Raw genomic sequence first — 14,388 nt, 5'->3', positions numbered from 1 at the left:
TTTCTCAAACAGTGACTTCATAACTATTATAACCTCATAACTAGTAAATTTTTGATGGGAGAACTGCGTTACTAAGCCTTTGTACTAGCAGGTAAAGTTCGGCTTACCTTCGCTGGAATCAAAATACGATCGCCTTTCTGATAGCCTACAAACCGGACGTAAACTGATTCACCTATCTGAATATCCCCCGCGTCACCTTGATGGATTTGCGGGTCGTATAGCACCATTTCCCAGGGCTTACCGATCGATTGACACTCCCAGAATTTAACGAGATTTTCCAGAGATGTTAATAAAGCGACGATATTTCGTGCGGGTAAATCTGGCTGACTTTCTACCATCTTTCGCACGCTGGGATATTGAGTTAAGAGAGTTTGAATCTGCTCGAATCCACCGTCGATCGCATCCGATTTAACTCGATCTGATTGAGTCTTTAATTCCTCCCGCAATCGCCGACATTGCTGTGTTAATGCGATAATTTCTTCTTCTAATTTTACTCTCTTAACTTCGCTGGTTTGCAGTTGAGATTTGACTTCTGTAAGTTGAGTTTGCAAGTTTAATTCTATTGCTTGCGATCGCTCTTTTAAAGTAGTAATTTCCTCAGTTAAACGCCTCTCTAAGTCAACACGATCGCTCGTCGCCTGTCGATGCGATCTCCAGTAAAAGAATGCTAAGATTGCCAGACTCGCCACCCAACCACCGATTAATTCTCGTTCCATCGCTAATATCCTTGATTCTCATTAGATTGAGACTGTTCGTTGACGAGAAAATTATCTGCACCATCATCATGATATTCAGGTAATATTTCCCGCGATTCGACTTTACCCAAGGATGCTTCGATATCTTGAGTAGCGAGGGTGCAGGTTTCGCCGCTACCATTAATGACAGTTTCGGTGACTTTGCCGTCTTTGCCGATGCGGTATTCGATTTTTTGATATTCTGCCATTATTTTATTTTGGATTTTGGAGTTAATTTGCGAGGGAAGATGTTAAGACACCAGACAATTGTGTTAAAACAGAAGTTTGCCCCCATTGCAAACTACCAGCTCGATTCCTATGTCTTCAACCGACCGAGACACTATTCGCATCCGTGGTGCCAAACAGCACAACCTCAAGAATATTAGTTTAGAGCTACCGCGCGATCGATTGATAGTGTTCACAGGGGTGTCTGGTTCGGGCAAATCATCCCTCGCCTTCGATACCATCTTTGCAGAGGGACAGCGGCGGTATGTGGAGTCTCTGAGTGCATATGCGCGGCAATTCTTGGGACAGTTAGATAAGCCAGATGTGGATGCGATCGAAGGTTTGAGTCCAGCAATCTCGATCGATCAGAAGTCTACTTCTAATAATCCCCGATCGACGGTCGGAACTGTTACGGAAATTTATGATTATTTTCGGTTATTATACGGACGCGCGGGTACGCCTCACTGTCCGCAGTGCGATCGATCGATTGCGCCCCAAACGATCGATGAAATGAGCGACAGAATTCGCGCGCTCCCCGAACGGACTAAGTTCCAAATATTAGCACCGATCGTCCGGGGTAAAAAAGGGACGCATCAGAAGGTATTATCTAGCCTTGCATCTGAAGGTTTCGTGCGGGTGCGGGTAAATGGGGAAATTCGCGAATTAGCCGATCGGATCGTATTAGATAAAAACCAACATCACACGGTCGAAATTGTGGTCGATCGACTGGTGAATAAGGAAGGCATCGAATCGCGATTATCCGACTCTTTGACCACCTGTTTGCGGCACGGAGAAGGTATAGCCGCCATTTCCATTATAGCGGATGAATCTGAGGAAAACAAGGAAGAATCGCCCACGGAACTAGTCTTTTCAGAAAAATTTGCCTGTCCCGAACACGGTGCGGTCATGGAAGAATTATCGCCGCGATTGTTTTCATTTAACTCACCTTATGGTGCGTGTTCGGCTTGTCACGGATTGGGAAGTTCGCGCACATTCGACCCAGATTTAATTATTCCCGATCCGGCGGCGGCAGTCTATCACGCGATCGCACCGTGGTCGGATAAAGATAATTCTTATTATTTATCCTTATTATATAGCCTGGGTCAAGCGGCGGGATTCGCCCTCGATACCCCGTGGCAAAAATTGACCGACGAACAAAAAACCTTAATTTTAGAAGGCAGAGACGAACCGATTTGGATGGAAGATATCGGCGAAAATCGTCGGTTTCGGGGAGTAGTAAAAATTCTCGATCGGCAATACAATGATGCTTCAGAATTGCAAAAGCAAAAACTCGAACAATACCTCACAGATCGACCTTGCGAAGCTTGCGGTGGTAAACGGTTAAAAGCCGAAGCTCAATCGGTAAAATTAGGACAATATGGCATTCTCGATTTTACCAGTACTGCGATCGATGAATGTTTGGCAAGACTTGAAAAGTTAGAACTTACACCAAAACAAACTAAAATTGGTGAGCTAGTGCTCAAAGAAATCATCGCCAGACTGCAATTTTTACTCAACGTCGGGTTAGATTATCTTACCCTCGATCGAGCCGCGATGACGCTCTCTGGTGGCGAAGCGCAACGAATTCGCCTAGCTACCCAAATCGGTTCCGGTTTAACAGGCGTATTATACGTCCTCGACGAACCGAGTATCGGCTTGCACCAACGCGATAACGGGCGACTCTTAGACACCCTCACCAAATTGCGCGACTTAGGCAATACCCTCATCGTCGTCGAACACGACGAAGACACCATCCGCGCCGCCGATCATTTAGTCGATATCGGCCCAGGTGCGGGCGTACATGGTGGTAATATCGTCGTCGAGGGAGATTTAGATGCTCTCCTCAAATCTGAAGATTCGATTACAGGTGCGTACTTATCGGGACGCATAGGCATAGAAACACCCGCCGCACGGCGCGAAGGAAATGGACGCAGTTTAATACTTAAAAACGCCAACCGCAACAACCTCAAACATCTCGATGTCGAATTCCCCTTGGGAAAATTAGTCTCAATTACAGGCGTATCCGGTTCGGGAAAATCCACCCTCATCAACGAACTATTGCACCCCGCCTTACAGCACCACCTCACCAAACGGGTACCATTCCCCAAAGATGTAGACGAACTACAAGGCATAAGTGCGATCGATAAAGTCATTATCATCGATCAATCGCCGATCGGACGCACCCCGCGATCGAATCCCGTCACCTATACAGGCGTATTCGACACCATCCGCGAAGTATTCACCCAAACTATCGAAGCCAAAACACGCGGCTATAAAGCGGGACAATTTTCCTTCAACGTCAAAGGCGGACGCTGTGAAGCCTGTAGCGGACAAGGCGTAAATATCATCGAGATGAACTTCCTCCCCGATGTCTACGTGCAATGCGATGTCTGTAAAGGCGAACGCTACAACCGCGAAACCCTCCAAGTTAAATATAAAGGTAAATCGATCGCTGATGTCCTCAATATGACCGTCGAAGAAGGCTTAGAATTCTTCCAAAATATCCCCCGCGCCGCCACCCGCCTGCAAACCCTCGTCGATGTCGGCTTGGGCTACGTCAAACTCGGACAAACCGCCCCCACCCTCTCCGGCGGCGAAGCCCAACGCGTCAAACTCGCCACCGAACTCTCCAAACGCGCCACGGGCAAAACCTTATATCTAATCGACGAACCCACTACCGGACTCTCATTCAACGATGTCCACAAGCTCCTAGACGTGCTGCAAAGACTAGTCGATAAGGGCAACTCCATAATCGTCATCGAACACAACCTCGACGTGATTCGCTGCTCCGACTGGACGATCGATCTGGGGCCAGAAGGTGGTAATAAGGGAGGAGAATTAGTAGCTGTCGGGACACCAGAACAGGTAGCGAAGAATCCTAAGTCACATACTGGGAAGTATTTAAAGCAGGTGTTGAAACAACACGCGCAATCTGTGAAAAACTAATAATTATCGAGCTTTATTCACCAAATCATGGATGCGAAAGCTCTGTCTCTGAGCTAGGATATCAGAAGCACTGGATACACATATTAACTTCACAGAATGCAGATATGTTGCAATCGATCGCTGGAACTTATGAAAATGGAACTGTCCAATTAACGGAGATTCCGCCAAATATTCGATCGAGTAAAGTAATTGTTACCTTTTTAGATTCTGTAGATACTAATCCGACAAATCGATTTATCACTCTTGGCATGTTTTCAGGTAACAAGCAATCTACCACCGAAGATTTTAAAATTGCTGAGTTCCAGGGAGATATAGATGATTCTCTCGACTGGAGTTGAAATGCAATACATCGTTGATACTCATGCGTTAATTTGGTTTCTAGAAGGTAATCCTCGGTTGGGAAACGCGGCAAAGCAGGTTTTGGAAAATTAGGAAAGTAAATTAGTTTTACCCGCCATTGCGCTAGCTGAAGCATCTTTTATTGTCGAGAGAGGGAAAACTTCCATTCCTTCAGTTAACGATTTACATACCGCAGTTAATGGCGATCCAAGGATCGTTGTTTATCCACTCGGTCGAGCAATCATTGAAGTTACCAATACTTTGCTTAGTATCAATGAAATGCACGATAGACAGATTGTAGCTACTGCGATAATCTTGAAAAATACTGGAGAAGAGGTTAGTGTTCTGACTTGCGAGCGAAATATCACTACGTCGGGCGTAGTGATATTATTTGGTAATCATCCCCAATGTGACTGGACGATTACCTCCGGTAGGCTACGCCAACGATCTCGGCCCCGAAGGTGGTAATAAGCAGGAGAATTAGTAGCAGTGGGAACGCTGGAACAAGTGACGAAGAATCCTAAGTCGCATACTGGAAAGCATCTCAGGCAAGTGCTGAAATAACATACTCGTTAAGACTACATCAAGTTCGCTGAGGCTGGCAATCACTCTGAGCCGAAGCTGGTTGATTCTGTCCAGGTGCGCTTGCAAAGCAGATCGATCGATTGCCGCGATGTTTTAAAAAATAATTGTGGGGCACCTGCATCAATATCCCTGCCCCATCGCCCGTATTAGTCTCGCATCCACACGCGCCACGACGATCGAGATTAACCAAAATTGTCAGTGCTTGCGTCACAATCTCATGCGACTTGACCCCTTTCATCTGTGTGATAAAACCGATACCGCAAGCATCGTGCTCAAATATTTAGAGATATAGCTAGGATCTGATCCTGTGTAGCCTTAAATTCTGAATTAGACATATACAATGCGTAAGAAAAGATATTTCTGGGTATTCTAAATTAGTAAGCTGTGCAAAACTATCTTAGAGTCATTCAACTGCTATGGCTAATTGTCCTAATTGCGGATCTTCAGATATAACCCTTAAACAAGAAACGAATGTAAGCTGGGGTCGTGCATTTGTGGGATATGCTTTATTTGGGGTAGTAGGTGGTGCAGTGGGAGCAGTTACCGGAAACGATAGAACTGTGAATGCTTGTCTTGATTGTGGATCTACCTGGAAAGCTGAGACGCTCTACCAGATTTTGCAGATGATAAAGATTAGTACTAATACAATCCTTGATTTAAGCATAGAGAGAGATCGCATATACTTGAATCAATTTATAGAAGATATTACGCCGTACATTGAATTTGCTAGCAGAGCAAAAGCTGATGCTGAGAAAAAATGCAAAGAGGCTATTTACAATGAAAGTGCAGGAAGCCTGAACCTCGGCTGTATATTTCCCATTGTAATCGGTGGGGGTTTATTATCTACAGGGATTTTTTTTAAAAGTCCATTATCCTTTTTCATCTCTCTCGTAATAACTATTAGTCCTATATTTATTGCATTAGCTATAGAAAAGCTGACAAAGACAGAAAGGGACAAAAAAGTAAAAAAATTTAAAGCTATAAAAGAAAATACGATAGTTGAAGCCGAGAATAAGTTACAGTGGGCTATTTCAGAATTTCGAGATAAACATCAATGATGATTATCGATCAATGTTTAAATTAGATTATTCGCTCGACTGGAAATTGTTATCTCGATCGCTGTATGTTTGGTTGAAACCCGCGAAACCCAGCAATCCCAGTATTTGTGGCTCGATTCTCGCGTCGAGAGGCTACGCAAACGAGCACTATTGAGGAGCATCTTTGTACCCTGTCGAAATTATCGATCGATCGTAGTCTATTCGTTCGCGAAGCGTGGGCTTTGCCCAATCGCCCTACTCGCTAGCGGAGACTGTCATGAGAGAGAATCGGGTAAAATTAGGAGGCTGTAGTAAATTGCGGTGTAAACTATGACAGAACTGCTTCAACAGGTAATCGCCCAAATCGAACAACTGCCCGTCGATCGACAAGATGCGATCGCGGCTCGGTTTCTGGCAGAATTGGCGGAAGAACAAGCTGAGAACGTATGGGTTGAAGATGTCCGAACGAAAATTGATGCTGCCATTTCAGCCTCAGAGCAAACACCACCGCTCGATGGCGAAACATTCGTCAACCAGATTTTAGAGCGGTTTCAACGCGGTCGAGTGTAAGCATGAGTCTCTATGTTATTAACGTTCTTGCTAGTCGAGATCTGAATGAAATCGCTGACTACTTTGCCGAAACCAATGTAGAAGTAGGCGAGCGATTTTTTAAAGAATTTAACAGCAAGTGTCAACAACTAGTCTCCTTTCCGCGCAGTGGCAAAAGCTATGGAGCAATTCGCCCAGATCTCAGAGGATTATCTCTCGAAGGTTATATTATTTTCTACCGTATTCTCGATGATGGGATCGAAATTCTAAGAGTTGTCAGTGGTCGCCGTAATCTTCCATCTCTTTTCAGCGATCCAAACTGATTCAAGATATCGAGTTCGCCTTTGCAAAGGCTTAAATCGGCTCAAGAGCATCAGATGATAGCTACCTTAGCTGGAGAAGTATTATGGGATTTGATTTAATGTAATTCTAGCGACCTCAACCATTAAGCGGACTTTGACCATAAAGCTATGCGTGAGACTCATAATGCTGTCGATTGATACCTCCGTTTGGATTACTGTTTTTCGAGATCGCACTGGACAAGTACGCCAACAACTGGAAACCCTCATCGACGATCGTGAGGTTTTACTCACCCGTTTCACTCAACTCGAACTACTCCAAGGAAGTTTGGATGAAAAAGAGTGGAATCTCCTCTCCACCTATCTCGACACGCAAGATTATATCGAACCAAGTAGTTAATCTTGGCAAGCAGCAGCCCATATTTACTACGACCTGCGCCGGAAAGGACTCACCGTTCGTAGTCCAATCGACTGCTGTATCGCTCAAGCTGCTTTAGAACATAATTTACTGCTAATTCACAACGATCGCGATTTTGAAACGGTTGCTAAAGTACGATCTCTTCAGCACTTACGTTTTCAGCCTTGAGTCTCGATCGCCGAATTCTATATAAATTGAGTAGTTAATTTATGGCAACGTTTACCTCTGAAGAGTTAAACGCTATTGCTCAAGCTCCGATGTCATCGATCGATTCCCCATCGGACGCACCCCGCGTTGGCGTAGCCTCTCCCCTGGAGAATCGAATCCCGTCACCCCTTCAAGCGTATTCGACACCATCCGTGAAGTATTCACCCAAACCATCGAAGCCAAAACACGCGGCTATAGCGATCCTAAATGAAACGCTTGACCCTCTTTTTCTTACCTCTGCGCTCTCTGCGCCTCTGCGGTTAAATTCATTAATATTTAAATACTAATGAGCAAGGAAATGATTTAGGATTGCTATACTACCGTTCATCTATTGGTAGAAGAGTTAAATCAGTATATTCGCTGATTTATATAATTAGGATGTCGAATCGGGTGCGGGTGAGAGATCTAATCGATAGCGATACAAGGCTACTGGCTGATTTCCGAGTTTGCCAATCGCCCGAAAATAGTCGGGATCTTGCAGGGGAAGGTAAATTGGATATAGCGAACGGGATGAAGTTATTTCTTTACAAGCCCTTAACTTTTGCCCAATTCATTACTTCGTCTGGATTTGCTTCCTAGTCATCAATGCGTCGATCGAGTTCCCGTTTTGTGGTATAGATCGATCGACTAAGAAGATTGTAAAAATAATTTTATGAAATCAGTGTGGTTTCGTTACTTGCTGTCTTTCGGTTTTCCGATATTGCTAACAGCTTGTACCCAAGGCAATAATGCTCCCAGTTCGGGCGGAAATGCTCCTAGTTCAGGGGGTAATAGCGGTGGTGCGATTTCGATCGGAATTGCTGTCGCGCAGACGAGTAATGTGGCTCTATTGGGGCAGGAGCAGGTTGCGGGAGCCAAATTAGCCGAGAAATATTTTAATGAAAAAGGGGGCATTAATGGTACGCCAATTAAGCTAGTATTACAAGATACTGCGGGTGACGAACAGGGGGCGATTAATGCCTTTCAAACTCTCATCAATCGTGACAAAGTAGTGGGTATTGTCGGCCCAACCCTGTCACAGCAAGCTTTTAGTGCCGATCCGATCGCCGATCGTGCTAAGGTACCCGTACTCGGCCCTTCCAATACTGCTAAAGGTATTCCAGAGATTGGCGACTATATCGCGCGGGTATCAGCTCCAGTCGCTGTAGTGGCTCCGAATGCTGTTAAAGCTGCGCTGAAAATTAATCCCCAGATTAAGAAAGTGGCGGTATTCTATGCCCAGAATGATGCCTTTAGTAAATCTGAAACTGAAATTTTCCAGCAAACAGTCAAAGAGCAAAAGCTAGAACTCGCTACGGTTCAGAAATTTCAAACTACCGACACTGATTTTCAATCTCAAGCCACCGCTGGGATGAATGCCAAACCCGATTTAGTCATCGTTTCTGGGTTGGCAGCAGATGGGGGAAATCTCGTTCGGCAATTGCGAGAACTGGGCTATAAGGGACTAATTATTGGCGGTAACGGCTTGAATACTTCCAACCTGTTCCCAGTTTGCAAAAAACTCTGCGATGGTATTTTAATCGCGCAAGCTTATAACCCCTCACAACCCAATGCCATGAATAAAGGCTTTAGGGATGCGTATTTAGCGCAGTACAAGAAAGAACCGCCCCAATTTAGCGCGCAAGCGTTTACTGGCGTGCAAGTTTTTGTCGAAGCACTCACCACGATGTCTAAAGCAAATCCAACGATGAAAGTTAACGCTCAACCGATCGCCGATTTGCGGGTAGGATTGAATAAACAATTGCTGGCGGGTAAATATAGTACGCCGCTAGGTGAGATTTCGTTTACGCCGACGGGTGAAATCGTCCAAAAGGATTTCTATGTGGCGCAGGTGAAAATGGATGCCGATGGCACCAATGGTAAGTTTACGTTTCTGAAATAAGTTCTATTATCTCCAACCAGAGTAGTAGGGGCAATGTCTTGTCTTGCTAAACCGTCGGGAAACCCGACGGTTTAGCAAGCCGCTTCATGAATTGCCCCTACTACTCTGGCTACCGTGTATACACATCTCTGGTGAGAAGCGAAATTGGTGGGAATCCCCCTGTCTTGTCGGTTTTTTATTCTGGGGTTCCCCCAGAATAAAACCGCCGCTGTCTTGTCTCGCATAATCCGGGAGGGAACCTCCCGGCTGCGAGCCGCTAAATCCCCCTTAAAAATGGGGACTTTGACCAGATCTGAGCAAGCTTAAAAAGGGGGTTTGGGGGATTCAGATCTCGAAACGAAGCCCAGCCGACTTGTGTATACACGGTAGACTACTCTGGTGGTGACGAAGGCTGATAAAATTACTATCATGACGGTATTTCTACAGAATTTATTAGGCGGTTTATCGATCGGTAGTGTCTACGCAATTTTCGCGTTGGGCTATACGTTGATCTTTTCAATTTTAGGGATTATTAATTTCGCTCACGGAGCTATTTTTACCCTTGGTGCTTATTTTACCTACGCCTTAATGGGTGGGAAATTTGGCTTTAATGGCTTGCTGGCAAATTTTTCGTTAGGCATTCAGCTTCCCTTCTGGCTGGCTGCAATTATAGCCGCAATTTTAGCAGGTGGAGTCGCGATCGCGATCGAACGACTTGCCTATCGTCCCCTGCGCCGCAAACAGTCAGATCCTCTACTGATGGTGGTTTCTAGCTTGGGTGTAGCGGTAGTATTGGTGAACCTGATTCAATACCTAGTGGGAGCCGAAAACTACACGTTTCCAGGCAACACCTACGGCGATTTGCCTACAGCGATTAATTTTGGGAGTTCGGAAAATCCGATCGCCATTCGGACTGTCCAGATTATTATTTTTGGAGTGTCGGGACTAATTCTGGCAGCGTTAACCTATTTTATTAGCGGTACCAAGTATGGTAAGGCGATGCGTGCAGTAGCCGAAGATCCGACTACTGCGAGTTTGCTAGGCATTGATACCGAACGGTTTATCGTCCTCTCGTTTTTTGTCAGCGGCTTTTTGGGTAGTATTGCGGGTACGTTAGTCGGTTCGAGTTTCGGGATTGCAGGGCCGTATTTTGGGATTGGCTTTGGGTTGAAAGGTTTGGCTGTCATTGTATTGGGTGGATTGGGGAGCATTCCTGGTTCGGTACTCGGCGGTTTGCTCATTGGCATGGTGGAATCATTTGTCCCAGATTCGGGGTATAAAGATGCTGTGGCTTTTGCGATTTTATTTATCATCCTGTTGGTACGTCCCCAGGGGATACTGGGACAAAAACTCATTCAGAAAGTTTAAAACCCATGTCCGATTTTCTATCTACTTATGGCTTCCTCATCGTCTCGATGCTATTTGGCTCGATGCTGGGAATTTCTCTTTATCTACCACTAATGGCAGGACAATTATCGCTGGCGAGTCCGGGGTTTTATGCCGTTGGCGGTTACATTGCCGCAATTTTATCGACCAAAGTATTCGTGACGACGGGTGCGTTTCCCATTCCCTTATTGCTGCTAGAAATGGCGATCGCGGGGATCGTTTGCGGAATTTTGGGAATTTTAGTCGGAGTGCCTGCGCTGCGGTTACGGGGCATTTATCTAGCGATCGCGACAATCGCTTTTATCGAAATCTTGCGAATTCTTTCCCTCAATCTCGAAATAACTGGCGGCGCAGTCGGTATTTTTGGGATTCCGCAGCCATTTAATAGCCCGATCGAGTATTTGTGGATTGCGTTACCGTTACTATTACTGAGCATGGCATTTGTCTACCGACTCGAAAATATTCGCGTCGGACGCGCTCTAATTGCAATTCGGGAAGACGAACTAGCTGCCGATGCGATGGGCATCAATCCTACTTATTACAAAGTGTTGGCTTTCACTCTGGGCGCAATGCTCGCAGGGATCGTTGGTGCCGTCAGTGCCCACTTTTTGAATACTTGGAATGCCCGTCAGGGTACTTTCGATGCGAGTATTATCTACCTGACTTTCGTGTTAATCGGTGGTTCGCGCAGCTTTTTGGGTGCGGTTTTAGGCGGAATGGTATTTACAGCGATGCCAGAATTGTTGCGGTTTGCAGCAGATACGCCGAATTTACCGTTATTTGTGGCTCAGTTTCTCAGAGATGGGCGATTGATGATTTTTGGATTGTTAATCGTTTTGGGTACGATCTTTTTCCCTCAAGGGTTAGTTCCAGCGGGGCTATTTAAGCGGAAATAGATCGAAGATTATTACCAAAACCTAAATACCAGCCGAATCTGTGAGGGTTCGCCGTATTGTTGCAACTGCTCCAAGAATTCTATAAAATCTGGTGCAGCAGCAGCATAAGTATCAGTCCAGCGCACGGTTACGCCATCTCGATCCCAAGTAGCATAACCGATCGGGATGTCTTTTGGCCACTTATCATCGGCTGGAAACGGTTTACTCTCTTCAAACAGATGAGCCACCCGCGCATCTACCATCGCCTCATATTGCATCACCTTCCCATACCAGTCAAATTCCAAAACTTCCGCTAGCAGCAGCCAGCTAGCAATTTTATCGCCGCTGAGGGCATCGCCAAGTTCTAGACTCAAATCTGCGGGTAAACCACGCGGCTGGGCAATAACATCAAACGATCGATTGTCTACCGTTCTCCCGCTCGGATTCCGTTCGTCTGCCAGCATCGCAAACAGATCGTAATTTTGATTGCTGTAATATACCTCGATCGACTCATGAGGTGGTGAAGTTTGGGCATCCGCAGGGGTGAACTCGACCTGAGGGGGCGGTGCTGTCAAGATTTGCCAAGTGCCATCGATCTGAATTTCCGCATACATCATGATATCAGTACTCATAAATCGACAAATATTTATAGTTTAAGGTCGAGAAGATCGAATTTTGGCTTAATATGTAGTGGTCGATCGAGTACCCCGTTCAGATTAGTAGATTGATGGCATCTATCTCGCTCCAGCCAAATGTTGTCCTCACCGCCCAAGGGCTGACTCGCCGCTTTGGCGGACTTGTGGCGGTTAATAATGTGTCATTTACCGTAAATGAGGGAGAAATTTTTGGACTGATTGGCCCCAATGGTGCGGGTAAAACCACAACTTTTAACCTGATGACAGGACTAATTCGGGCATCGGGCGGACAGATGCTGCATGACGGGGTAGATATCTCTCGGCTGCGACCATTTCAAATTGCCAAACGGGGCATTGCGCGGACATTTCAAAATATTCGCTTGTTTGGTAACCTATCGGTACTAGAAAACGTCACGATCGCACACCACATTCAGACTCGGAGCGGTCTATTTCAAGGCATCTTCAATTTACCACCCACCCCCGCCGAAGAACGGGATATTCGCGATCGATCTGTTGAATTACTAGCATTGGTAGGCTTGAAAGATCGAGCTACTGTAGCGGCGCGCAACCTCCCCTACGGCGACCAACGTCGCTTAGAAATTGCCCGCGCGCTGGCTTTGCGACCCCAGATTTTACTATTAGACGAACCAGCAGCGGGGATGAATCCCAGTGAAAAGGGTCAACTGAGTGACTTTATCCGTCAAATTCAAATCCAGTTCGAGCTAACAGTATTATTGATCGAACATCATGTGCCGCTGGTCATGGGTTTATGCGATCGCATTGCCGTGCTAGATTTCGGACAACAGATCGCCATTGGCAATCCCGAACAAGTCCGTAACGATCCGGCGGTAATTGAAGCATATTTAGGAGGCGAATAGCAATGATGACCACAGCCGCCGCCCAGCATATACCACCCATTCTCGAAGTAAAGGATCTCAATGTCAACTACGGGGGAATTCAGGCTCTGCAACAGCTAGATCTGGTCGTCAAAGCTGGCGAAGTCGTAACCCTAATCGGCTCCAATGGTGCGGGTAAAAGCACCACCCTGCGGGCGATTTCACGGATTGTTAAACCCATCAGCGGACAAATTATCTACAATGGGCAAGAAATTACTCGCCACTACGCTCATGCGATCGTCAAGCTGGGTATCGCGCACAGCCCCGAAGGTCGGCGGGTATTGACCAAGCAAACAGTCCTGGATAATTTAACACTAGGAGCCTATTGTCGCCACGATCGACTCGGCATTAAGTCGGATTTGGAGCGGCAATTTCACCAATTTCCCCGACTGGCAGAACGTCGCCATCAGTTAGCCGGAACCCTTAGTGGTGGCGAACAACAAATGCTGGCGATCGCGCGTGCGCTGATGAGTCGCCCTCAACTATTGCTGTTAGACGAGCCGAGTCTGGGCTTGGCACCCTCGATCGTCCGGGAAATCTTTGAAATTATTAAAAATCTCCGCAATCTGGGGGTGACAATTCTGCTGGTAGAACAAAACGCCAATTTAGCACTACAAATTGCCGATCGTGGTTATGTGCTGGAAGCGGGACAGATTACGCTAGAAGGGCGGGCGGCGGATCTTTTGGCAGACGAGCGCGTGCGGCAAGCTTACCTGGGCTAGGTCGGCTCAACTATCGATCGTCAGAGGGTGTTTGAAGAGTGGAGTTGAGTTAGAATTTTAGGTGCGAGTTTTAAGATTCTGTAGCTGTAATTTTGTCTGTACCAATTGTTTACCACCCCGATTATGTCGTCCCATTGCCCGATAGCCATCGCTTTCCGATGTCCAAATTTCGGATGCTGTACGAGCTATTATTAGCAGATGGATTAGTCACCGCAGAAAAAGTATTCGCCCCTACATTACCACCGACGGAATGGCTAGAATTAGTCCACGATCCGGCTTATATTCAGGCTTACTATACTGGCACATTAGATCCCAAAGCACAGCGAAGGATCGGTTTACCCTGGAGTATCGAACTAGTCAATCGGACTTGTATCGCTCTGGGTGGCTCGATTCTAACTGCCAAACTCGCGATCGAACATGGCATTGCCTGTAATACAGCAGGCGGCACCCATCATGCTTTTGCTAATCTGGGTTCGGGCTTCTGTATCTTCAACGATCTGGCGATCGCATCTCGCGTCATTCAGAAATTAGGGTTAGCCAAAAAGATCCTCATCGTCGATCTCGATGTCCATCAAGGCGATGGTACTGCGGCAATTTTTCAAGGCGATTCGAGTGTATTTACCTTCTCCATGCACTGCGACATCAATTTCCCTAGCAAGAAACAAACCAGCGAT

13 protein-coding genes and 3 pseudogenes are annotated in these 14,388 nt (G+C 46.2%); 12 read left to right on the top strand and 4 right to left on the bottom strand.

The annotated features are described in order from the left end of the window. Positions 1–71 precede the first annotated feature (71 nt). Both RMO79_RS17055 and RMO79_RS17050 read right to left on the bottom strand, forming a co-directional pair. On the bottom strand, positions 72–716 hold the full coding sequence (locus RMO79_RS17055; protein ID WP_310484412.1) for a molecular chaperone GrpE: 645 nt from the start codon (positions 714–716) through the stop codon (positions 72–74). A gap of 2 nt (positions 717–718) precedes the next feature. Next, a complete protein-coding gene (locus RMO79_RS17050) occupies positions 719–943 on the bottom strand; it encodes a DUF2997 domain-containing protein (protein WP_310484411.1) in 225 nt (74 codons plus the stop codon). Positions 944–1,052: 109 nt separating this feature from the next. Between RMO79_RS17050 and uvrA the strand changes: the two genes are divergently transcribed. Then, positions 1,053–3,905, top strand: a complete 2,853-nt coding sequence (gene uvrA, locus RMO79_RS17045; protein ID WP_310484410.1) for an excinuclease ABC subunit UvrA — start codon at positions 1,053–1,055, stop codon at positions 3,903–3,905. Positions 3,906–4,009: 104 nt separating this feature from the next. Beyond that, the gene (locus RMO79_RS17040) at positions 4,010–4,243 is read left to right on the top strand and encodes a hypothetical protein (protein WP_310484409.1); all 234 of its coding nucleotides are present in this window, start codon (positions 4,010–4,012) and stop codon (positions 4,241–4,243) included. 677 nt (positions 4,244–4,920) lie between these two features. On the opposite strand, the pseudogene RMO79_RS24625 reads toward RMO79_RS17040, so the two are convergent. After that, a pseudogene (locus RMO79_RS24625) lies at positions 4,921–5,109 on the bottom strand (hypothetical protein); the annotation flags it as partial. A gap of 136 nt (positions 5,110–5,245) precedes the next feature. Here RMO79_RS24625 and RMO79_RS17030 point away from each other — a divergent pair. The 7 genes and pseudogenes from RMO79_RS17030 (at position 5,246) to RMO79_RS16995 (ending at position 11,482) form a co-directional block, all read left to right on the top strand. After that, a complete protein-coding gene (locus tag RMO79_RS17030; protein ID WP_310484407.1) occupies positions 5,246–5,887 on the top strand; it encodes a hypothetical protein in 642 nt (213 codons plus the stop codon). Between the two features lie 309 nt (positions 5,888–6,196). After that, on the top strand, positions 6,197–6,436 hold the full coding sequence (locus RMO79_RS17025; protein WP_310484406.1) for a hypothetical protein: 240 nt from the start codon (positions 6,197–6,199) through the stop codon (positions 6,434–6,436). 2 nt (positions 6,437–6,438) lie between these two features. Beyond that, positions 6,439–6,738, top strand: a complete 300-nt coding sequence (locus RMO79_RS17020) for a type II toxin-antitoxin system RelE/ParE family toxin (RefSeq protein ID WP_310484405.1) — start codon at positions 6,439–6,441, stop codon at positions 6,736–6,738. A gap of 163 nt (positions 6,739–6,901) precedes the next feature. Next, positions 6,902–7,300: pseudogene (locus RMO79_RS24620) on the top strand (PIN domain nuclease). 691 nt (positions 7,301–7,991) lie between these two features. Next, positions 7,992–9,221 carry an ABC transporter substrate-binding protein gene (locus tag RMO79_RS17005; protein WP_310484402.1) on the top strand — a complete coding sequence of 410 codons (1,230 nt, stop codon included), beginning with the start codon at positions 7,992–7,994 and terminating at the stop codon, positions 9,219–9,221. A 408-nt stretch (positions 9,222–9,629) separates the two neighbouring features. Then, positions 9,630–10,568, top strand: a complete 939-nt coding sequence (locus tag RMO79_RS17000; RefSeq protein WP_310484401.1) for a branched-chain amino acid ABC transporter permease — start codon at positions 9,630–9,632, stop codon at positions 10,566–10,568. Between the two features lie 5 nt (positions 10,569–10,573). Beyond that, positions 10,574–11,482 carry a branched-chain amino acid ABC transporter permease gene (locus tag RMO79_RS16995; RefSeq protein WP_310484399.1) on the top strand — a complete coding sequence of 303 codons (909 nt, stop codon included), beginning with the start codon at positions 10,574–10,576 and terminating at the stop codon, positions 11,480–11,482. An 11-nt stretch (positions 11,483–11,493) separates the two neighbouring features. On the opposite strand, the gene RMO79_RS16990 is transcribed toward RMO79_RS16995, so the two are convergent. Then, on the bottom strand, positions 11,494–12,093 hold the full coding sequence (locus RMO79_RS16990; protein WP_310484398.1) for a hypothetical protein: 600 nt from the start codon (positions 12,091–12,093) through the stop codon (positions 11,494–11,496). Positions 12,094–12,188: 95 nt separating this feature from the next. Here RMO79_RS16990 and RMO79_RS16985 point away from each other — a divergent pair, with 95 nt between their 5' ends. From RMO79_RS16985 to RMO79_RS16975, 3 genes and pseudogenes are all read left to right on the top strand, one after another. Continuing rightward, a complete protein-coding gene (locus RMO79_RS16985; protein WP_310484397.1) occupies positions 12,189–12,974 on the top strand; it encodes an ABC transporter ATP-binding protein in 786 nt (261 codons plus the stop codon). A gap of 2 nt (positions 12,975–12,976) precedes the next feature. Beyond that, entirely contained in the window at positions 12,977–13,714 is a 738-nt protein-coding gene (locus RMO79_RS16980) for an ABC transporter ATP-binding protein (protein WP_310484396.1), read from the top strand. 92 nt (positions 13,715–13,806) lie between these two features. Beyond that, a pseudogene (locus RMO79_RS16975) lies at positions 13,807–14,388 on the top strand (histone deacetylase); the annotation flags it as partial.

The organism is Chamaesiphon sp. VAR_48_metabat_403, assembly GCF_031422475.1.
GTDB lineage: Bacteria > Cyanobacteriota > Cyanobacteriia > Cyanobacteriales > Chamaesiphonaceae > Chamaesiphon.
The sequence above is the reverse complement of the archived record's forward strand: the minus strand, read 5'-3'. Positions and strand labels throughout refer to the sequence as shown.

What these genes read in the sequence shown, in the direction of transcription:
- RMO79_RS17055 (WP_310484412.1), bottom strand. Translation starts at nt 716, where the DNA reads ATGGAACGAGAATTAATCGGTGGTTGGGTGGCGAGTCTGGCAATCTTA.
- RMO79_RS17050 (WP_310484411.1), bottom strand. Translation starts at nt 943, where the DNA reads ATGGCAGAATATCAAAAAATCGAATACCGCATCGGCAAAGACGGCAAA.
- uvrA (WP_310484410.1), top strand. Translation starts at nt 1,053, where the DNA reads ATGTCTTCAACCGACCGAGACACTATTCGCATCCGTGGTGCCAAACAG.
- RMO79_RS17040 (WP_310484409.1), top strand. Translation starts at nt 4,010, where the DNA reads ATGTTGCAATCGATCGCTGGAACTTATGAAAATGGAACTGTCCAATTA.
- RMO79_RS17030 (WP_310484407.1), top strand. Translation starts at nt 5,246, where the DNA reads ATGGCTAATTGTCCTAATTGCGGATCTTCAGATATAACCCTTAAACAA.
- RMO79_RS17025 (WP_310484406.1), top strand. Translation starts at nt 6,197, where the DNA reads ATGACAGAACTGCTTCAACAGGTAATCGCCCAAATCGAACAACTGCCC.
- RMO79_RS17020 (WP_310484405.1), top strand. Translation starts at nt 6,439, where the DNA reads ATGAGTCTCTATGTTATTAACGTTCTTGCTAGTCGAGATCTGAATGAA.
- RMO79_RS17005 (WP_310484402.1), top strand. Translation starts at nt 7,992, where the DNA reads ATGAAATCAGTGTGGTTTCGTTACTTGCTGTCTTTCGGTTTTCCGATA.
- RMO79_RS17000 (WP_310484401.1), top strand. Translation starts at nt 9,630, where the DNA reads ATGACGGTATTTCTACAGAATTTATTAGGCGGTTTATCGATCGGTAGT.
- RMO79_RS16995 (WP_310484399.1), top strand. Translation starts at nt 10,574, where the DNA reads ATGTCCGATTTTCTATCTACTTATGGCTTCCTCATCGTCTCGATGCTA.
- RMO79_RS16990 (WP_310484398.1), bottom strand. Translation starts at nt 12,093, where the DNA reads ATGAGTACTGATATCATGATGTATGCGGAAATTCAGATCGATGGCACT.
- RMO79_RS16985 (WP_310484397.1), top strand. Translation starts at nt 12,189, where the DNA reads ATGGCATCTATCTCGCTCCAGCCAAATGTTGTCCTCACCGCCCAAGGG.
- RMO79_RS16980 (WP_310484396.1), top strand. Translation starts at nt 12,977, where the DNA reads ATGATGACCACAGCCGCCGCCCAGCATATACCACCCATTCTCGAAGTA.